The organism is Pseudomonas sp. SWRI50 (assembly GCF_014269095.1).
GTDB classification, from domain to species: domain Bacteria; phylum Pseudomonadota; class Gammaproteobacteria; order Pseudomonadales; family Pseudomonadaceae; genus Aquipseudomonas; species Aquipseudomonas kermanshahensis.
Genome location: NZ_JABWRW010000014.1, coordinates 84,976 through 102,631, shown reverse-complemented (window position 1 = coordinate 102,631; position 17,656 = coordinate 84,976). Strand labels below are relative to the sequence as shown.

Annotated in this window: 21 protein-coding genes and 1 pseudogene; 10 read left to right on the top strand and 12 right to left on the bottom strand. The window is 60.4% G+C overall.

Annotated features, from left to right (window positions below; translation table 11 throughout):
* The first annotated feature begins 1 nt into the window (after window position 1).
* From HU750_RS16325 to HU750_RS16310, 4 genes are all read left to right on the top strand, one after another.
* The gene (locus HU750_RS16325; protein ID WP_186681182.1) at window positions 2-802 is read left to right on the top strand and encodes a 2-keto-4-pentenoate hydratase; all 801 of its coding nucleotides are present in this window, start codon (window positions 2-4) and stop codon (window positions 800-802) included.
* 3 nt (window positions 803-805) lie between these two features.
* On the top strand, window positions 806-1,699 hold the full coding sequence (locus tag HU750_RS16320) for a fumarylacetoacetate hydrolase family protein (protein ID WP_186681180.1): 894 nt from the start codon (window positions 806-808) through the stop codon (window positions 1,697-1,699).
* Window positions 1,700-1,715: 16 nt separating this feature from the next.
* Entirely contained in the window at window positions 1,716-2,411 is a 696-nt protein-coding gene (locus HU750_RS16315; RefSeq protein WP_186681178.1) for a hypothetical protein, read from the top strand.
* Window positions 2,412-2,780: 369 nt separating this feature from the next.
* Window positions 2,781-4,010 carry an OprD family porin gene (locus HU750_RS16310; protein ID WP_238348917.1) on the top strand — a complete coding sequence of 410 codons (1,230 nt, stop codon included), beginning with the start codon at window positions 2,781-2,783 and terminating at the stop codon, window positions 4,008-4,010.
* Window positions 4,011-4,218: 208 nt separating this feature from the next.
* Here HU750_RS16310 and HU750_RS16305 read toward each other — a convergent pair whose 3' ends face one another.
* From HU750_RS16305 to HU750_RS16290, 5 genes and pseudogenes are all read right to left on the bottom strand, one after another.
* Window positions 4,219-4,398: a hypothetical protein gene (locus HU750_RS16305; RefSeq protein WP_085273057.1), complete on the bottom strand. Its 180-nt coding sequence runs from the start codon at window positions 4,396-4,398 to the stop codon at window positions 4,219-4,221.
* 54 nt (window positions 4,399-4,452) lie between these two features.
* Entirely contained in the window at window positions 4,453-4,668 is a 216-nt protein-coding gene (locus tag HU750_RS16300; protein WP_186681174.1) for a hypothetical protein, read from the bottom strand.
* 85 nt (window positions 4,669-4,753) lie between these two features.
* A pseudogene (locus HU750_RS27200) lies at window positions 4,754-4,960 on the bottom strand (DUF6434 domain-containing protein).
* Between the two features lie 90 nt (window positions 4,961-5,050).
* On the bottom strand, window positions 5,051-5,236 hold the full coding sequence (locus HU750_RS16295) for a hypothetical protein (protein ID WP_027592707.1): 186 nt from the start codon (window positions 5,234-5,236) through the stop codon (window positions 5,051-5,053).
* Between the two features lie 335 nt (window positions 5,237-5,571).
* Window positions 5,572-6,618: an alpha/beta fold hydrolase gene (locus HU750_RS16290; RefSeq protein ID WP_186681172.1), complete on the bottom strand. Its 1,047-nt coding sequence runs from the start codon at window positions 6,616-6,618 to the stop codon at window positions 5,572-5,574.
* A gap of 210 nt (window positions 6,619-6,828) precedes the next feature.
* Between HU750_RS16290 and HU750_RS16285 the strand changes: the two genes are divergently transcribed.
* Window positions 6,829-7,182 carry an SH3 domain-containing protein gene (locus tag HU750_RS16285; RefSeq protein ID WP_085273059.1) on the top strand — a complete coding sequence of 118 codons (354 nt, stop codon included), beginning with the start codon at window positions 6,829-6,831 and terminating at the stop codon, window positions 7,180-7,182.
* Window positions 7,183-7,599: 417 nt separating this feature from the next.
* On the top strand, window positions 7,600-7,794 hold the full coding sequence (locus HU750_RS16280; RefSeq protein WP_186681170.1) for a hypothetical protein: 195 nt from the start codon (window positions 7,600-7,602) through the stop codon (window positions 7,792-7,794).
* A gap of 132 nt (window positions 7,795-7,926) precedes the next feature.
* Here HU750_RS16280 and HU750_RS16275 read toward each other — a convergent pair whose 3' ends face one another.
* Entirely contained in the window at window positions 7,927-8,832 is a 906-nt protein-coding gene (locus tag HU750_RS16275; RefSeq protein WP_186681168.1) for a LysR family transcriptional regulator, read from the bottom strand.
* 98 nt (window positions 8,833-8,930) lie between these two features.
* Between HU750_RS16275 and HU750_RS16270 the strand changes: the two genes are divergently transcribed.
* A complete protein-coding gene (locus tag HU750_RS16270) occupies window positions 8,931-9,692 on the top strand; it encodes a sulfite exporter TauE/SafE family protein (RefSeq protein WP_186681167.1) in 762 nt (253 codons plus the stop codon).
* A 1-nt stretch (window position 9,693) separates the two neighbouring features.
* Here HU750_RS16270 and HU750_RS16265 read toward each other — a convergent pair whose 3' ends face one another.
* The 4 genes from HU750_RS16265 to HU750_RS16250 form a co-directional block, all read right to left on the bottom strand.
* The gene (locus HU750_RS16265; protein WP_186681165.1) at window positions 9,694-11,118 is read right to left on the bottom strand and encodes a GGDEF domain-containing protein; all 1,425 of its coding nucleotides are present in this window, start codon (window positions 11,116-11,118) and stop codon (window positions 9,694-9,696) included.
* A 138-nt stretch (window positions 11,119-11,256) separates the two neighbouring features.
* Complete coding sequence (locus HU750_RS16260; protein WP_027592700.1) at window positions 11,257-13,086, bottom strand: SLC13 family permease; 1,830 nt, start codon at window positions 13,084-13,086, stop codon at window positions 11,257-11,259.
* A 140-nt stretch (window positions 13,087-13,226) separates the two neighbouring features.
* Entirely contained in the window at window positions 13,227-13,613 is a 387-nt protein-coding gene (locus HU750_RS16255; protein ID WP_027592699.1) for a glycine zipper domain-containing protein, read from the bottom strand.
* 74 nt (window positions 13,614-13,687) lie between these two features.
* Window positions 13,688-13,876 carry a hypothetical protein gene (locus tag HU750_RS16250; protein WP_085273060.1) on the bottom strand — a complete coding sequence of 63 codons (189 nt, stop codon included), beginning with the start codon at window positions 13,874-13,876 and terminating at the stop codon, window positions 13,688-13,690.
* 224 nt (window positions 13,877-14,100) lie between these two features.
* Here HU750_RS16250 and HU750_RS16245 point away from each other — a divergent pair, with 224 nt between their 5' ends.
* Window positions 14,101-15,261: a GGDEF domain-containing protein gene (locus HU750_RS16245; RefSeq protein WP_085273061.1), complete on the top strand. Its 1,161-nt coding sequence runs from the start codon at window positions 14,101-14,103 to the stop codon at window positions 15,259-15,261.
* Between the two features lies 1 nt (window position 15,262).
* On the opposite strand, the gene HU750_RS16240 is transcribed toward HU750_RS16245, so the two are convergent.
* Window positions 15,263-15,565, bottom strand: coding sequence for an RcnB family protein (locus HU750_RS16240; protein ID WP_027592696.1), 303 nt, complete (start codon window positions 15,563-15,565; stop codon window positions 15,263-15,265).
* A gap of 114 nt (window positions 15,566-15,679) precedes the next feature.
* Between HU750_RS16240 and HU750_RS16235 the strand changes: the two genes are divergently transcribed.
* Window positions 15,680-16,030, top strand: coding sequence for a hypothetical protein (locus tag HU750_RS16235; RefSeq protein WP_085273062.1), 351 nt, complete (start codon window positions 15,680-15,682; stop codon window positions 16,028-16,030).
* Between the two features lie 32 nt (window positions 16,031-16,062).
* Window positions 16,063-16,884 carry a class I SAM-dependent methyltransferase gene (locus HU750_RS16230; protein WP_186681163.1) on the top strand — a complete coding sequence of 274 codons (822 nt, stop codon included), beginning with the start codon at window positions 16,063-16,065 and terminating at the stop codon, window positions 16,882-16,884.
* On the opposite strand, the gene HU750_RS16225 is transcribed toward HU750_RS16230, so the two are convergent.
* Window positions 16,885-17,652, bottom strand: coding sequence for an SDR family oxidoreductase (locus HU750_RS16225; RefSeq protein WP_186681161.1), 768 nt, complete (start codon window positions 17,650-17,652; stop codon window positions 16,885-16,887).
* Window positions 17,653-17,656 lie beyond the last annotated feature (4 nt).

Below are 17,656 nucleotides of genomic sequence, written 5' to 3'. Positions count from 1 at the left end.
CATGGATAAGTTCAGTCAATCAGCCGATGCGCCTGAATCCATCCTTCTGCAAGCCGCCGCGCACCTCGTGAACGCACGCCAAACGGGTAATAAATTAGATGCCCTGCCATGCAATGAGATGTCACTGAGCCTAGAGCAAGGCTTCGAGATACAGCAGCATGTCGGTGTGCTGGCCGGGAAAAAAGTGGGCGGATGGAAATGCGCATTGCCCAAGCCCGGCAAGTGGATAGTCGCGCCTATCTACACCGATAGCATCGTGAGCTGCGACCAATACTCCCTGGGCTCCGCAACTTCCAAGGTGCGAATCGAACCTGAGCTTGCATGCGTGTTAGGGGCCGGCCTTCCTGCCCGCGCGGCGCCTTACACGGCCGACGACATAACGCGCTCTATCAGCCAGGTACACCTTGCGCTGGAGGTGATCGACAGTCGGTACACCGATCCGCAAAAAGTTACGTTTGAGCAGTTGCTGGCTGACGGGTTGTTCAACCAGGGGCTAGTCCTGGGGGCACGTGCCGTTTCACTAACCTCGACCAATTTGCCCACTCACCTTGATGTAACGCTTAGTCATCCGGGTGGCGAGCCTGTGAGCGTTGCCGGCACTCACCCGGATCATGACCCCGTCGCACCGATCGTCTGGCTTGCAAATTTTCTTTCTGCACGGGGCATTGATCTGCAAGCGGGTCAGGTCGTGATCACCGGCTCCTATGCAGGGGTACTCGAAGTTCCCACTCACCAGCCGCTGGACATCCAGTTCGGCGAGGCAGGTTCACTGTCTGTCTTTTTTTCAACGCTTGAGGAGTAACGTATGCGCTTGGTTCGTTTCGGTTTGCCTGGACAAGAACTGCCTGGAATTTTGGATGCTCAAGGACAGGTCAGGGATCTCACTGGCATTGTCGATGACATCGATGCAGCGGCGCTGTCGCCGTCCAGCATCGAGAAGCTGCGCGGTGTCGACATTGAGCGTCTGCCGTTCGCGCCTGCTGGATCGCGTCTGGGGCCGTGTGTGGGCAGTGTGCCGAACCTGATCTGCATCGGCCTCAATTATTCTGACCACGCCGCCGAGACCAACACGCCTATTCCGAGCCAGCCTGTTGTATTCAATAAACACACAGGCTCTATCAGCGGTGCAAACGACCCTGTGATTCTGCCGGGTGATGCGAAGAAGCTCGACTGGGAAGTTGAACTGGCCATCGTGATTGGTTCACCCGCCTGGCACGTAGAAGAAAGCAAGGCGCTGGATCATATCGCCGGATACTGCCTGGCTAACGATGTCTCCGAACGCGCCTATCAGCTTGAGTACGAAGGGCAATGGACCAAGGGTAAGAGCAGCTTTTCCTTCGCGCCACTTGGCCCTTGGTTGGTGACTCGCGATGAAATCGCCGATCCGCAGAACCTCGACCTCTGGCTGGAAGTGAACGGCAAGCGTTATCAGAACGGTAACACTCGGACCATGATTTTCAGTGTCGCGCACATCGTTTCTTACCTGAGCCGTTTCATGCCGCTCATGCCGGGTGATGTGATTATCACCGGGACACCACCAGGTGTTGGGCTTGGACAGAAACCAAATGTGTTTCTCAAGGCGGGTGACGTCATGCGCGTAGGGGGCACAGGGCTGGGCGAACAGTCTCAGGCGGTAGTGCCGTATGTGGCGGAAATGGGAGCTGCCTGGGTTGCGGGCCGTCATCCAAACGTTGATTAATGCCGGAGAATAAGACATGAGCTTTGCAGGAACAGGCGTAGTTGCAATTTGGCATGATCTTATGCCCGACGCGCGGGATGAGTTCTACGAATGGCATAACCGTGAACACATGCCAGAGCGCGCGGCGATTCCGGGATTTCAGCGGGGGCGACGATACATCGCGCTCGATGCTGGGCCTGCCTATTTCAATCTGTACGAGGCTGATTCTGTCGAGGTGCTGGGGGGGCCAGATTATCTGGCTCGCCTAAATGCGCCGACGCCATGGACACAGAAAGTCGTGCAGTCATACCGTAATGTCGCCCGATCAATTTGCGACGTTCATTACACGGCCGGTGTGGGTAATGGCGCTTATTTGGTGACCCTGCGCTTCAATGTCGCCGTCGAGCGCTACACGGACGTTCTGCAAGCATTGCGCGATCGAATGTTGCCCCCGCTGGTCGACGCACAAGGGATCACCGGTGTCCACTTCTGCACCGCTGATGAAGCCGTCAGCAAGGTTGAGACTGCGGAGAAGAAGGCCCGATCAGAGGGCACTGAAATTCCATCCTGGATCATCATGATCGAAGGTTGCGCCGCTGACTATGTCGGGCATATCAGAGAGCGACTGGTCGCGGAGTTGAGCAACCTGCTGGACGACCCTGAGCAGCAGCTCGCCACCACGCTTTACCAACTGGAATACACCCGCTGCAAGACACCTTCCAGCGCGGGTTGAGATTTGCTGACCTGCAGCGACACTGCAGGTAGTGCTTGATCGTTTTCCTCTTCTGGGCGCGCCTCGCCAAGTGCCATGCGCTTTGTCTTTGGCGTGCTCATTTTTCGACTTTATAGAGGGTACTGGGAGTTTGGCTTGCGCTCACGAATTGAGGGGCTCGGCCGTCGTCGTCTGCTGGATGTCGCAACAATAGCGCGCCAGCGCTTAGCCACGCGCAGCGCCAAGGGGCGTCAAATAATAGAAAGCGTTGTACAAAACCTCGTTGAATGAATACTCGGCGTGAAAAGCTGCGTTTGTATTGAATGTCTGTGATGGAAATAATAAGAAATGAAAATCCGCGCATCCGAATATATTTACAATAACGCAAAGATGTTTTTTGTTCTGCCGCTTCTCAGTACGGCAGTCTGCGTGCAGGCAACCGAGGCTGGATTCATAGGGGATTCAACTGCTGCGCTGGCGCTACGTAATTTTTACATTAATCGTAACTTTGTCAGCGACGCTGCCACTCAAGGCAAAGCAGAAGAGTGGAGTCAAGCTTTTATCATGAGTTATAAGTCGGGCTTCACCCAAGGCCCGGTGGGCTTTGGCGTTGACGCCCTGGGACTGTTCGCCGTGAAGTTAGACAGTGGGCGTGGCACCCGAGGAACACAATTGCTGCCCATTCATGACGATGGCCGCGCGGCCGATGATTACGGGCGTTTGGCAATTGCAGGTAAAGCGCGGTTCTCTTCTACAGAGCTCAAGGTCGGCGAATGGATGCCTACGCTGCCAATCTTGCGTTCAGATGACGGCCGGTCGTTACCCCAGACGTTCCGCGGTGCACAGATTACTTCTCGAGAAATCGAAAATGTTACCCTCTACGGCGGGCAATTCCGTGCTAACAGCCCGCGAAATGATGCCAGCATGGAGGATATGTTCCTCGCGCAGAAACCGGGCGTCACCTCTGATCGGTTCAACTTCCTGGGTGGCGAGTATACGTTCAATGACAAGCGGACGATGCTCGGCGTGTGGGGGGCTGAGTTGAAAGATATCTATAGTCAGCAGATGGTGCAGCTCACCCATAGCCAATCCGTTGGCGACTGGACGCTGGGTGCCAATTTACAATGGTTCACTGGTAAGGATGAGGGGCGATCTCTGGCGGGAGATCTTGATAACCGAACAGGGTCTGGGTTGTTTTTCGCCAAGTATGGTGCAAACACATTTTATATCGGGTTGCAAAAGGTCTCTGGTCAGGACGGTTGGATGAAAGTCAACGGCACGTCGGGTGGCTCACTGGCCAATGACAGCTTTAACTCTAGCTACGAAAATGCTAATGAGCGCTCTTGGCAGTTGCGACATGATTATAACTTCACGGCACTGGGCGTGCCCGGGCTGACCCTTATGAACCGGTACATTAAGGGTAGCGGTATCCATGTAGGTACTGAGAATGACGCCGAGGAGTGGGGCAGGGAGAGTGAACTGGCTTATGTTTTCCAGTCTGGCGCGCTTAAAGACCTGAACGTCAAATGGCGAAATTCGACACTGCGTCGAGCGTGGGGGACTAATACCAGTTTCAATGAAAACCGCCTAATCATTAACTACCCGCTTTCGTTGTTTTGATTTGCGTAAAGCAGTGGGCGTCATTCGAGAAATGAACGTACAAAATGGATCCGCGATCATCTGGCTGTGCGGGTGCTGAGGCAGACAGTTGGATTGATGGTGAGGCCAATTCCCTTTTGTTTGCTCTCGCGAACCGGGGATATCGATTCTGATTTCAACGGGCAAAACAAAGCCCGCCAAGGCGGGCTAGGGCGGTTCCGTCGCAGGGTCAGCGTTGCACTTTTTGCTGTTGCAGGCGCTGGAAACGGGTCACGGCGATCTGCACGGCAGCCGCTACAACGCAGAGCAGGCCGATTTTCCAGCTGCCCTCCAGCCCAAAATGCTCGGAGGCCTTCCCAGCGATGAGTACGCTAAAGAAGATGGCGACAGGCAGGATCAATTTGTTCATTAGGGCTTCCAGCAGAGAACGACAAAAGGCGTAAAGGGCATACGGTTCGGGTCATTAGGCTTGGTCAGCCTTGGCGGAATGCACCGTGCGCACGATCACATCGATCCAATGCCAATTCACGGATTCAGAATCGATGATCATAGGGGATTCCGTTTCACGCAACAGGATAACCTCAAGCCCCTCTGAAAGCCGCCGAACGTCTTCCGCGCTTTGAAATAACATCTGCACTTGGCTCGCCCAGCTGTGCCTCAGGCCGAAGAAATGGCCCACGAAGACGCCACCTGGCATTGGTGTATTGCCGCAAGTTACCGAACACATCTGCTTGAGTTAACCGCTCACCCTCAGCGCGCCAAATTCAAAGATGGGTACGTATCCACCCGTCAGCCACGTCGCCCATCGTCAACGGCTCGCCGCTCTTGATCCAGGCCATGAAGGCGCGATCAAACTTGAATGCGCTTCCGCATTCATCCGTCAGGAACCGTCGAACTTTTTGCGTGCTCCGCTAGTGTTTGTCCAGTGGGGTGCTTCTGGTGATCGGCCCTGCGTGCCAGTCAACGCTCATTTCCCTATTCCTGTATGAAGGCATGAGCAAAGAGCTTACCCGCGCAGACGCTACAAATCACTCATGCGCTGGCCGCTGGCTGAACAGGGGCTACTGCAAGGTCGGTGGTTTGACGGTGCCCGACATCTTGCTCAACACCGCCTCTATTCGCGCGATCGACTTATCAAGGTCATCGGCTTCCTTGTCATAGCCCTCCTTTCTAAATCGATCACGCGACTGTCGCAGGTTGAGCAGGTTCTTTTGCAGTTTCAGGGCCGAGGCGTCGAACGGGTCCATGCTTTTCTCATGCGGTGGGCATCCGTGCCGTTGTAGGAAAATGGGACCGTAGCAGCTCGATTTTGCCGATGAAACTGATGTTTCATACAGGGAAATGCCACTGCTTGGATTTCTCCTACGATGTACGGGTAAAGATCCTACAAACTTCGCATCTGACCGTTTCAAATCGTGTGCTGCATAAGGTTCTCAACGCCCCAGGCTCAAGGGTTTCGAGCAATTTAGGTCGCGCCGTCGCCAGCAGCGGTGTAAAGCAGGGTCACCGAACGTTGTGAAACCTTATGTAGCAATTACAGCCCCTGAAGTAGGGGCTGCTGACGCGGGAAACACGTCGGTGACTACAGGTGGTCCGCGTCGATCACTGCTTGAGCGAACGCATCGGGGGCTTCTTGGGGCAGGTTGTGGCCAATGCCGCCACTGATCAGGCGGTACGCGTACTTGCCGGTGAAGCGTTGTGCATAGCTTTCTGCCGGTGGGTGCGGTGCTCCGTTGGCATCACCTTCCAAGGTAATGGTCGGCACACTGATGCTGGGGAAGGTGGCCAGTTTCGCTTCCAGTGGGGCGTAGCGGGCCTCGCCTTGTGCCTGCCCCAAGCGCCAGCGGTAGTTGTGCACGGTGATGGCAACCTGATCGGGGTTGTCCAGCGCCTTGGCACTGCGCTCGAAGGTGGTGTCATCGAAGGCCCACTTGGGTGAGGCGGTCTGCCAGATCAGCTTGGCGAACGCATGGCGGTTCTTGTCGTAACCGGCTTGGCCACGCTCGGTGGCGAAGTAGTATTGGTACCACCATTGCAGTTCGGCACTGGGGGGGAGCGGCGCCTTGGCGGCTTCCTGGCTGCTGATCAGGTAGCCACTGACTGACACCAGTGCTTTGACCCGCTCGGGCCACAGGGCCGAGACGATGTCGGCAGTGCGGGCGCCCCAGTCGAAACCAGCGAGTACGGCGTGCTGGATGTGGAGGGCGTCCATGAAGGCGATGACGTCGCTGGCCAGGGCCGAGGGCTGGGCATTGCGTAGGGTCTGCGCTGAAAGGAAGCGGGTCTGCCCATAGCCCCGTACGTACGGCACGAGCACGCGGTAGCCTTTTGCGGCGAGCTTCGGTGCCACCGCCTCGAAACTGTGAATGTCGTAGGGCCACCCATGCAGCAAGATAACCACAGGGCCATCGGCTGGGCCTTGCTCGACATAGGCCACATCGAGAACGCCAGCTTCAACGTGCTTGAGTGGGCCGAAGCGCTCCGCTGAGGTGGCCGTTGCCTGGGCCGGTTCTGACGCAGCCGAGCAGGCGGCAGTCGCCATCAGGCCAAGGGAAAGAAGGGCACAGGCGAGGAGGTGGCGGATGCGGCGTGTTGGGTGGCTTGAAGGTGTCGAGGGGTGGGCAAGCATCGGGCATCTCCTTGGCAAGGCCACAGGTATGGGTTGATGCAAGCCAGTAAAGAGGACCTCTGTATCGAGGGTATGTCCGATTTAGCTGTAGGAAACGTTCTTGTGTATCAGGTCTCAGTTTGTACACATAAAGATACAACCATGCCGTCGCAGCGTGTCAGACCGCTTCTGCTACGATCGATAATTTCCCCCTGGCCAAGGAGAGGCCCTATGCATTACGTCGTGATCGAGCGCCACCGCAGCGAATACCCAAGGCCGATTCGTTTTGCCAAGGGCACGCTGCTGGATATCGGCCCGCGCTATGAAGGCGAGCCGGGCTGGCAGGACTGGTACCTGTGTTCGTGCCCTGGGCAGGAGCCGGGATGGGTGCCGGCGCAATTGATCGAGCGGTTCAGTGTGGAGAAAGGCAGGGCGCTTGATCACTACTCGGCCCATGAGCTGGATGCCGACCCCGGGCAACTGGTGCAAAAGGTGCGCTCGCTCAATGGCTGGATGTGGTGCCGGCGCCATGACGATGATGAGTTCGGTTGGTTGCCGCTGGCAAAACTGGAGCAATTGAGTTGAGGTGGGTCGCGCCGCTGTGCTGATCACTGGCATCTGATCCGCTTTTTTTCTATAAACCTGCATCTGTAACCGTATCAGCCATGGACCGACAATAGGCCCATCCCCGCATCACACTGTAGAGGTTCCGATGGGCAAGCTGACGCTGTTCCTGGGTGGTTTTCTGCTCCTGACCATTCTGATAGGTATTTTGGGCACCATCCCGCCAAGCTGACTTTCACCCGACTCCTTCCTTCGCGGCCCGTCTGATTCGCCAGATGGGCCCACCCGCCTGCGCCCCCGGCTGCCCCGTTCATTCACCATGACTGATCAGTGGTACCTGCAAGTAATTCTCAAGTGCGAATGGCTCGTGTAATCTCCCGCCGCCGTCCTGGGGCCCACGTTGACGGGCCGGTCTTTTGCCTTGGAGTCGAAACACACATGGAATGCAAGAAAGGCACTTCAGCCATGCTGGAGTGGCGTAGCCGTTTTCTCGCTGATGACACGCTCGATGAGAACGCGTACGACGAGGCACTGCGCAGCGCGGGCGCATTGGAACAGGCGGGTGAGATCAGCACGCTTGAGTGGATCGAGTTGGTCAGGCTGGCCAATACAGCGTTGCTGCATGTGCGATAAGTCGTTCTTTACGCTGGGAAATCTGTCCACAAAAAACGTGGGTAGGTCTGTGGATAAAATGCTGCAAGCCAAGCCGGAAGCGGGCTCTGTTAAATTGAGCAGAATTTGAACAGTCCTTTAGAGCCGTCGCCGTTAGGCCGACAGGCCGGCGCGGCGCAGGGCCTGCATCAGTTCACGAACCCGCGCGGGCAACTCGCCGGCCGGGTACAGCGCGTGCATTTGTGGGTCTTGGCCGGTGCTTGAGGTCAGGCGGTATTGCGCGCACACCCGCACCAGGCGGCCAGCTTTGACCTGAGCTTCGCCCACCCAGGCCGCAAGGCGGGCGATACCGGCCCCGGCCAGTGTGCTGTGGTACACCGCATCGCCAGAACCCAGCCGAAGCCGTGGCGTTGGGCGCAGGCTGGTGATCTGGCCATCTCGGCAGAAATGCCAGGCTTTGAGTATGCGTGGGGCGGTATGCAGAATCAGTGCATGGTGCTCCAGGTCTTCTGGGTGTTGCGGGTTGCCGGCGCTGGCCAGGTAAGCCGGGCTTGCATACAGATGGCGTTGGTAACCCCACAGCGGATAGCCGATCAGCTCGCTGGATTGCGGAAAGGCGCCGCGCACCACGAAGTCGAACTTGTCCAGCAGCGGGTCCAGGGCGGCATCGCTGTACTGCACGTCCAGGGTCACCTGTGGATGACGCTGGGAAAACTCGGCGAGCACCCGGGGCAGCACATGCTCACCGAGCAATTGCGGCACGGCGAAACGGATCCAGCCTTGGGCGCTACCGCTTAGCGCGGCCAACTCGTCGACTGCATCACGTTGCACATCCAGCAAGCGCTCGGCATGGGGGAGCAGGCGCTCGCCAGCTTCGGTCAGGGTCACCGCGTTGGCGTTGCGGTTGAGCAGTTTACTGCCGGCGTTGTCCTCCAACGTTTGCACCGCTCGGGTTACCGCGCTGGGTGAACGCCCTAGGGCGCGTGCCGCAGCGACGAAGCTGCGCTTGTGGGCGACACTGACGAACGCCTGAATCTCCCGCAGCATGTCCAAGGCCATTGCCTGCTCCTCATTGCAGTTTTCGCAATGTGGCATTTCAACACAAGCGCGGCACTTTGATTAGCCTTGCAGCCTGTCTTACTGCCTGGAGCCGCGTCATGATGGATATCGCTGTACTTTCTGTGTTCGCCTTTGCCGCCGGTTTGATCGATGCCGCCGTAGGCGGTGGCGGGCTTATTCAGATCCCGGCGCTGTTCAACGTGCTGCCCACCGCGCAACCGGCGGCCTTGCTGGGCACCAACAAACTGGCCTCGGTGTGCGGCACTGCCTTTGCGGCTCGCTCGTTCATCCGCAAGGTCACATTGGACTGGGGGCTGATCGTGCCCGCGGCGCTCAGTGCCTTTGTCATGTCGTTTGCCGGCGCCGCCACGGTATCGCTGGTGCCGCCCAGCGTGATGCGCCCGGCCGTGCTGGTGATGATCGTGCTGATGGCGATCTACACGGTCCGCAAAAAGGACTTCGGCACGTTGCACAAGCCCACGCAGATCGGCCGCAAGGAGCAATGCCTGGCGGTGCTGATCGGTGGGGCCATTGGTTTTTACGATGGCCTGTTCGGGCCAGGGACCGGCAGCTTCCTGATCTTCCTGTTCATTCGTTTTTTTGCCCTGGACTTCCTGCACGCTTCGGCTTCGGCCAAAGTGGTGAACATCGCCACCAACTTGGCGGCGCTGGTGTTCTTCGTGCCGTCGGGCAACGTGCTGTACGCCATCGCCTTGCCCATGGCGGCCTGCAACATCCTCGGTGCACTGACCGGCACTTGGCTGGCGGTGCGCAAGGGCGCAGGTTTCGTGCGTGGGCTGTTTCTGATTTTGCTGTGCGTACTGATTGCCAAGCTGTCCTGGGATTTGCTGGCCGGGTGAATCAGACCACCTGGCGCTGTGCCTCGGCCTGTTCGACGCGGTTGCGGCCGTGGGCCTTGGCGCTGTACAGCGCTTGGTCGGCGCGCGCCAGCAGCTCGTCCAGGCTCGGCGCCGGGGTGTCGGCAGCGCAGCCGTCCAGGCCGATGCTCACGGTGATTTGCAGGCGATGGTCGGCGTGCACCACGTGCAGGTCCTGTACGGCCCGACGAAGGCGTTCGGCAGTGAATTTGGCGCGATCTGGCGCAAGGCCTGGGAGGATCACGACGAACTCCTCGCCGCCCATGCGCGCGAACAGTTCGCCTTCGTGCAACTGGTCTTGCAGGGTGCGGGCGAACTGGCGCAGTACCTGATCACCGATAGCGTGGCCATGCGCGTCGTTGATCGCCTTGAAGTGATCGATATCCAGCATCATCAACGTCAGCGGCAATGCTTGGGCATGTTGCTGGCGGCTGTCGAGTAGTGCATTGGCGCGGCGGGTGAACGCGCTGCGGGTCAGTACCCCGGTCAGGTGGTCGATGGTGGCCTGGTGCGCCAGGCGTGCCATCAGGCTGCGGTTGGCCTGGCTGACGCAGGCCACCACCAGCGGCCCGAGCACCAGCATGGCGATACCTAGGCGCGCCGACATCAGGGTGGTGACCCCGGGTTCGCTCTGCGGCACGCTGAAGTGCATGAGGTTTTGCGCGACTGCGACGATGAGGGTGCTGCCGGCGGTGAGCGTCAGCATCGAGACCAGAAACGGCGGGTAGGTCCAGGCACACCACAGCAGGGCGGCGATCGGGAAGGCAATCGCCCCTGGCCCACCGAAGGCGATGCTGAAGGCCAGCGAGCCAAGCAGCACCAGCAGCGGCGGCAAACGCACTGCCTGGGCGCCACTGCGCACCATCGCCCGCACCGAGGGCGCCGACAGCAGCACCGGTAGCACCAGTACGCCGGTCGAGAACTGTTCACTGAACCAGGCCAGCCAGGTGGCCTGCAGCGATTGCTCGAACCACGGTGCGGCCATCACCGAGGCCAGGCTCGCGGCAACCATTGCGCCAGCGGCGCACGCGGCAAACACACTGAGTACGCCATGCGGGCTGCGCATGCGTCGGTGCACGCGCGGCACGCGTGACAACAACTGCCACACGGTGAACACCATGCCGAGGTTGCACAGGTTGAACCACAACGCCGGCTTCCAGGCGCTGCCGCACAGCAGGTCGGCCAGCACCATGGCCAGCCACACCAGCATGAAGCCGAGGGCGTTGGCCTGGCGGGGGTAGCGCAACAGCACGCCGACCAATACCGCATTCACCGGCCAGAACAGGGAGAGGGACTCGATGGGGCGTGCCAGGATGCCGCCGAGGGTCAGGGCAAACGTGAGGCAAAGCAGCGCGACATAGGGCAACAAGCGCGATTGGGCTGGAAAAACCATGAACTCGACCGGCAAGCGGAAACGAAATCCAGGACAACGGCTTGAAGCACCTGGGGCAATTACGTGTCAGTGTGTTTCGACAGGGTACTTGATGTCAATCTGCCGCGATCCTGCAAGATAATGCCAAATTGCCGGTATCCCCAGTCGATTTCCTTACAAGCCGAAGAACCACGGGACCATCACCACAGTCACCAGCATCACCAGCAAGGTGAATGGCACGCCGACTTTGACGAAATCACCGAACCGGTATTGCCCCGGGCCCAGCACCAGGGTGTTGACCGGTGACGAGACGGGCGTCATGAACGCAGCCGATGCGGCGAGGGCCACGGTCATGGCGAAGGGGTAGGGCGACATGCCCAGTTGCGTGGCCGTGCTGATTGCCACCGGCGCCATCAGCACGGCAGTGGCGGTGTTGGAAATGAACAGGCCGATCACCGCCGTCACGGCAAACAGGCAGGCAAGAATGGCACTGGGGCCGGCCCCGCCCAGCACACTGACCAGCCCGGTCACGGCCAAGTCGATGCCGCCGGTTTTTTGCAGGGCCTGGGCGAACGGCAGCATGCCGACGATCAGTACCAGGCTCTGCCAATGGATTGCCCGGTAGGCGCTGTTCATGTCGATGCACCGGCCTGCGCCCATCAGCAGGCAGCCGATCAGCGCGGCGATCACATTGGGCACCGCGCCGCTGACCATCAGCCCGACCATCACCGCCAGGCTCAACAAGGCCTGCGGCGCGCGAGTGCGGGCCGGGGCGACCTGGTCGATCTCGGCGGGCAAGCTCAGCACCAGAAAGTCGTGCGGTTTGCTCTGCAGTTGACGCACGGCTTTCCAGGGGCCGACCACCAGCAGGGTATCGCCCAGGCGCAGCTTTTCTTCCACCAGTTGCTCTTCGATGGCCACCTGATCGCGGCGCAAGCCGACCACGTTGAGGTCGAAGCGGGTACGGAACGCCAGCTCGAGGACGCTCTTGCCGATCAGCTGCGAGCCGGGTGGCAGCGACACTTCGGCCATGCCCAGTTCCTGCGACTGATCGATGAAGTAGGCCGCCTTGAAATGCAGGGGCTCCAGTTGCATGGTCTGGCACAGGCTGCGCAGGTCGTCGCGGTTGGCGAACAAGTCGAGCAGCAGCACGTCGCCCTGGTGCAGCACGGTATTGGAGTCGGCGGTGATCACCCGTGTGGTGAATTTGTGCTGGCGCTCGATGCCGATCACGTTGGCGCCATGCTTTGTACGCAGCTCCAGCTCGCCCAGGGTGTGGCCAATCAGCGGTGAATGCGGGCGGATGCGCAGGCGCCGCTCGCGGCCGCTGAGCTTGTAGTCCAGTACCAGGTCAAGCAACGTGCGGCGGGTTTCTACCCGGCCGTCCTTGCGCACTTCGCCGTTGAGCCAGTGGCGGGTGAGCAGCATGTAGCCGATGCCCAGCACCAGCACCACCAGGCCGAACGGGGTAAAGCTGAAGAAATTGAAGCCCTGTTCGCCATGGCGCACCAGTTCGCTGTGCACCACCACGTTGGGCGGCGTGGCCACCAGGCTGAGCATACCGCTGATCAGGCCAGCAAAGCTCAGCGGCATCATCAGGCGGCTGGGTGAGAGCTTGAGGCGTGCGGCGATGCTCAGCACCACCGGGATGAAGATCGCCACCACTCCCGTAGAACTCATCACCGACCCCAGGCCCGCCACCGCCACCATCAGCAGTATCAGCAAGCGCGCCTCACTGTTGCCGGCGCGTTCGCTCATCCATTCGCCGATGCGGTAGGCAATGCCGGTGCGTACCAGGCCTTCGCCGATCACGAACAGGGCAGCGATCAGTACCACGTTGGGGTCGCTGAAACCGGCCAGTGCCTGCTCCACCGTGAGGATGCCCGATAACGGCAGGGCGAGGATCACCATGAGGGCGACCACGTCCATGCGCGGGCGGTTGATGATGAAGAGGACGACGACGATGGCCAGCAGGCCGAGGACCCAGAGCAGCTCGTGGTTCATGGGGAGGGGGTGTTCCTTCACACAGGGGCACGGTAGACATTAGCAGCCAGTGTGCCAGCTTGGGATGAAGGGTGTGTTGATGTGTTGCAGGGTTTAAGACGCAAAAGGGGCCGCTATGCGGCCCCTGTTTATCGCCTGGATCAGTGACGGTGACGGTGGTGCTTCTTGCCGTTGTTGTCGCCCATGTGGTTACCGATGGCACCACCGGCCGCGCCACCCAGGCCGGCACCAATGGTGGAGCCGGCAGAACCGCCGACTTTGCCACCGAGCAGCGAACCGCCCGCAGAACCCAGGCCACCGCCGATGGCAGCCTCGGTGCGGTTGCCCTTGCGAGCGCCTACCGCACTGCCGGCAGCGCCGCCGACACCGGCGCCGATGGCAGCACCTGTGCTGCCGCCGATCTGTTGGCCGACAACGTTACCCAGTACACCACCCAGGCCACCGCCAATGGCGGCGGTACCGTCACCGGCGAAAGCGCCCTGGCACAGCAGCAGGCCGAGGGCAAGGGAAGGCAGAGTCAGACGCATGGTACGAACCTCAAAAGGAATCATCAGGTTAAGGTGCCGCGCAGCGAGCGGCGGGTCAGGGTTGCAAAGACGCTTCAGCGGTAGTAGCGGTCACCGCGGTATTGACGGTCGTCGTCGTCATCGTCACGGTCATGCCGATGATGGTGGCCATGGCCACGGTCGCGATCACGCCAGCCATCGTCGTCGTCATGGTAGCGATGGCTGTGGCAGCCAGCAGTCAGCAGGATGGCGGCAATCAGCGAAAAGCTTGCAAGGCGGGTCATCACGATATAGGTCCTTGATCCGCAAAGGTTTACGGGACACTTCCTCAGACTGGGATCGATCCATTTGGTTTCCTGGGCGGGCAAAAAATTGTCCTGCCAGCGATGAGTGGCGTGCTTGCCGGCTGCTGTTCTGTCTCGCTCGGTCATGGCCGAGCCGGCCGTCGGCACCTAGACTGCACGGTAAGCCGCAGCCAAGACGGCAAACTGCCACACGGTGAATCACGATGATCGCCCACACCCCCACGCTGTTCGCCGCGGTCGCCCTGGTAGCGACCATTCTGGCTTTCTGCCTGTTGTTGGTCGGCCGCAGCAACCGCCGCGACAACCTGCTGCTTACCGGCTGCGGGCTGCTGGTGCATGCCTTGGCGTATGTCTGCTACACCGTTTACGCGCAAGCGCCGCTGTGGCTCAGCTATGGCCTGGGCAACAGCTTGCTGTCACTGGCCCTGGCGTTTTATTCGGCCAGCTTGTTCCGGGTGCGTGAGCAAGTGATCCCGTGGCGGCTGATCTTCATCATCCCGGCGTGCATGCTGGTGGGGCTGATGCTGCTGCTCGACACCCTCGAACCACGCATGCTGCTGGCGACGCTGGTGCTGATGCTGCAGTGCTCGATGATCCTGTACTGGGCCAGGCGGTACGTCGAGCGGCCAGGCAGGGCGCACCTGCTGCTGCAGATCGGTGCGCTGATCAGCCTGGTCGGGTTGGGCATGCGGGCTGTGGCGGTGGCCAATGGCACGGCGGTGGAAATGCGCTATGACACCAGCAACCTCAAACAGAGCATTTCGGTGGCGATCGGCACAGTCACGGTGATGATGTATTCCATCGGCCTGGTGTTGATGGCCAAGGAGCGTAGCGAATCGCGCTTGCAGCACTTGGCCTTGCGCGATGTGTTGACCGGCACCTACAACCGCCGGGCGATCCTCGAACGCTTCGGCGTCGAGCTCGACCGCGCCCGCGAGGCGCAGAGCAGCCTGGCCGTGGCCATGATCGATATCGATCATTTCAAGCGGATCAACGACCTGTATGGGCACTTGGCGGGTGACGAGGTGTTGTGCCATTGCGTGCGTCAGTTGCAGCAGCGTTTGCGCCAGGGGGACAGCCTTGGGCGCTATGGCGGGGAGGAATTCCTGCTGCTGTTGCCAGGTACCGACAGAAGCGGGGCGATGGCTGCGCTGCAGGGCTTGCGGGAAGCGATTGCCAACAGCCCCGCGCGTTTTGCCGGTGATGAGATCGAGCTGCGTTTCAGTGTCGGGCTGTGGTGCGGTGTGCCAGCGCCCAGGGACAGCACCTCAAGCCTGCTGGCGCAGGCGGATGCAGCGCTTTATCAGGCCAAGGCCGCCGGGCGCAACACCGTGCACATGGCGGCCTTGGTGCAGGTCAGTTGATTCAGCTGGCCGGGTGGATCGCCAGCACTACCCCATTGGTGATCTGCACCAGCACGTAGTGCTCGCCCATGCGTACCCAATGGCTTTCCTTTTCTGGGGTGGGCAGGCCTTTGGCCTTCCAGTCTTTTACCGTCTGATCATCGCGCTTGTATTGGTCGGGGGCCTTGTCACCCACCTTGAGTTCACGGTTGTGGGTTTCTGGCCCCGTAATGCTTTCTTCGGCGGACGGGGCGGCAGAAGCGGCCAACGGCAGGCAGGGCAGGGCGGCGAGCAGCAAGGCGGGTATCAGGTGATGCTTTTTCATCGCGGTTTCCTTGTGACGGCATGTTCCTACTGCGACAGCAGCATGCGCCCGACAATTCACTCGCGGTGCCCGCCAATGCTAGAGTCGCCTTCTTTTTTGCCCTGAGGATTGAACATGCGAGCGATTCTGCCGATGGCCGCAGTACTGATGCTGGTCGGTTGCGCTTCCGCGACCATGGAAACGGCACGTGGCGGCAAGCCGACCGCGCAGCTCGATTCGCACAAGGCGCCAGAACTGGTTGCACAATGCATTCAGTTCAGCTGGCAGGAAGAGGCGGTGTTCGGGGACGATGCCAGTGGCTACCTGGAGCCGCGCAAGCCGGGTGGTTTCACCGTGTATACCCGCGAGGCCGAGGCGTTCGTGGACGTTTATCCGCAGGCGGGTGGGGCGCGGGTCGATTACTACGCGCAAAAAAATGACGGCGTGGCGCTGCAGCGGCGTGCTGCTGCGGCGACGTGCCTGTAGCTAAACAGTACAAGCAGACAAGGACGTCAACCATGGACCGATCGCTGCAACTCAACCGCACCAGCTGGGACGAACGCGCCCCCTTGCACGCTGCCTCGAAAGATTATGAGGTCGAGCTGCTGGTCGAACGCCCCGCGCATCTTTCCGAGACCGTTCGTTTCGACTTGCCGCTGCTGGGCGATATCAACGGGCTCAACGCCGTTCACCTGCAGTGCCACATCGGCACCGATACCCTGTCGCTCGCGCGCCTTGGCGCACAGGTCTGTGGTCTGGATTTTTCCGCGGCTTCGCTGGCGCAGGCGCGGGCGTTGGCCGAACGCTGCGCAGCGCCAATCGCGTATGTGGAGTCAGATGTCTACGCCGCCGACCAAGTGCTGCCAGCGGGCACGTTCGACCTGGTCTACACCGGCATCGGCGCGCTCTGCTGGCTGCCCCGCATCGAGCCGTGGGCGCGCGCTGTGGCGGCCTTGTTGAAGCCGGGTGGGCGGCTGTTCCTGCGCGATGGCCACCCGATGCTGATGGCCGTCAACGAAGACCATCAGGACCGCCTGTTGATCGAGTATCCGTACTTCGAGCACGAAACCCCGACGGTGTGGCACACCGACCAGACATACGTCGAAACCGACCAGCGCCTCGTCCATACCGAGACCCATGAGTGGAACCACGGCCTGGGCGAGGTTATCAGTGCCTTGCTGGCGCACGGGCTGCAGCTGACCGGCCTGGTCGAGCACCCGAGCATCCCTTGGGAAGCGCTGCCTGGGCAGATGGACAAGGGCGCTGACGGCGAGTGGCGTTTGCGCCACCAGCCGTCACGCCTGCCCTTGAGCTACACCTTGCAGGCGATCAAGGCCTGATCAGGACAGGTAACCACCGTCGACGTTGAGTGCGGTGCCGGTGGTGTAGCTGGAGGCGTCGCTGGCCAGGTACAGCACCGCGCCGGCCATTTCCTTGGGGTCGGCCACGCGCTTGAGCGGGATTTGCTGCAGAGCGGCCTTGAGGATGGCCTCGTTCTTCACCAGTGCCGAGGCGAACTTGGTGTCGGTCAGGCCGGGCAGCAGGGCATTGCAGCGGATGCCGAATGGCGCGCATTCCTTGGCGAAGACCTTGGTCATGTTGATCACCGCAGCCTTGGTCACCGAATAGATGCCTTGGAAGTGCCCAGGCGAAACACCGTTGATCGACGCCACGTTGATGATGCTGCCGCCGCCGTGTTCGCGCATCAGCTTGCCGGCTTCCACCGACATGAAAAAGTAGCCGCGGATGTTGACGTCGACGGTCTTCTGGAAGGCGAGCAGGTCGGTGTCCAGCACGTTGCCGAACTGCGGATTGGTGGCCGCGTTGTTGACCAGGATATCCAGGCGCCCGAACTGTTCGCGTATCCCCGCGAACACCTGCTGGATCTGCTCCATTTCGCCGATATGGCAGGCCACTGCGGTGGCCTTGCCCCCGGCGGCGATGATCGCGTCGGCAACGTGCTGGCAGCCGTCCAGTTTGCGGCTGGAGACAATGACATGGGCGCCCTGCTGCGCCAGCAGATGGGCAATGGCCTCGCCGATGCCGCGGCTGGCGCCGGAAACGAAGGCGATCTTGCCGTCAAGGTCGAACAAGTGGGTCTTGGACATGCTG

What these genes read in the sequence shown, in the direction of transcription:
- HU750_RS16325 (WP_186681182.1), top strand. Translation starts at nt 2, where the DNA reads ATGGATAAGTTCAGTCAATCAGCCGATGCGCCTGAATCCATCCTTCTG.
- HU750_RS16320 (WP_186681180.1), top strand. Translation starts at nt 806, where the DNA reads ATGCGCTTGGTTCGTTTCGGTTTGCCTGGACAAGAACTGCCTGGAATT.
- HU750_RS16315 (WP_186681178.1), top strand. Translation starts at nt 1,716, where the DNA reads ATGAGCTTTGCAGGAACAGGCGTAGTTGCAATTTGGCATGATCTTATG.
- HU750_RS16310 (WP_238348917.1), top strand. Translation starts at nt 2,781, where the DNA reads ATGTTTTTTGTTCTGCCGCTTCTCAGTACGGCAGTCTGCGTGCAGGCA.
- HU750_RS16305 (WP_085273057.1), bottom strand. Translation starts at nt 4,398, where the DNA reads ATGAACAAATTGATCCTGCCTGTCGCCATCTTCTTTAGCGTACTCATC.
- HU750_RS16295 (WP_027592707.1), bottom strand. Translation starts at nt 5,236, where the DNA reads ATGGACCCGTTCGACGCCTCGGCCCTGAAACTGCAAAAGAACCTGCTC.
- HU750_RS16290 (WP_186681172.1), bottom strand. Translation starts at nt 6,618, where the DNA reads ATGCTTGCCCACCCCTCGACACCTTCAAGCCACCCAACACGCCGCATC.
- HU750_RS16285 (WP_085273059.1), top strand. Translation starts at nt 6,829, where the DNA reads ATGCATTACGTCGTGATCGAGCGCCACCGCAGCGAATACCCAAGGCCG.
- HU750_RS16280 (WP_186681170.1), top strand. Translation starts at nt 7,600, where the DNA reads ATGGAATGCAAGAAAGGCACTTCAGCCATGCTGGAGTGGCGTAGCCGT.
- HU750_RS16275 (WP_186681168.1), bottom strand. Translation starts at nt 8,832, where the DNA reads ATGGCCTTGGACATGCTGCGGGAGATTCAGGCGTTCGTCAGTGTCGCC.
- HU750_RS16270 (WP_186681167.1), top strand. Translation starts at nt 8,931, where the DNA reads ATGATGGATATCGCTGTACTTTCTGTGTTCGCCTTTGCCGCCGGTTTG.
- HU750_RS16260 (WP_027592700.1), bottom strand. Translation starts at nt 13,086, where the DNA reads ATGAACCACGAGCTGCTCTGGGTCCTCGGCCTGCTGGCCATCGTCGTC.
- HU750_RS16255 (WP_027592699.1), bottom strand. Translation starts at nt 13,613, where the DNA reads ATGCGTCTGACTCTGCCTTCCCTTGCCCTCGGCCTGCTGCTGTGCCAG.
- HU750_RS16250 (WP_085273060.1), bottom strand. Translation starts at nt 13,876, where the DNA reads ATGACCCGCCTTGCAAGCTTTTCGCTGATTGCCGCCATCCTGCTGACT.
- HU750_RS16245 (WP_085273061.1), top strand. Translation starts at nt 14,101, where the DNA reads ATGATCGCCCACACCCCCACGCTGTTCGCCGCGGTCGCCCTGGTAGCG.
- HU750_RS16240 (WP_027592696.1), bottom strand. Translation starts at nt 15,565, where the DNA reads ATGAAAAAGCATCACCTGATACCCGCCTTGCTGCTCGCCGCCCTGCCC.
- HU750_RS16235 (WP_085273062.1), top strand. Translation starts at nt 15,680, where the DNA reads ATGCGAGCGATTCTGCCGATGGCCGCAGTACTGATGCTGGTCGGTTGC.
- HU750_RS16230 (WP_186681163.1), top strand. Translation starts at nt 16,063, where the DNA reads ATGGACCGATCGCTGCAACTCAACCGCACCAGCTGGGACGAACGCGCC.
- HU750_RS16225 (WP_186681161.1), bottom strand. Translation starts at nt 17,652, where the DNA reads ATGTCCAAGACCCACTTGTTCGACCTTGACGGCAAGATCGCCTTCGTT.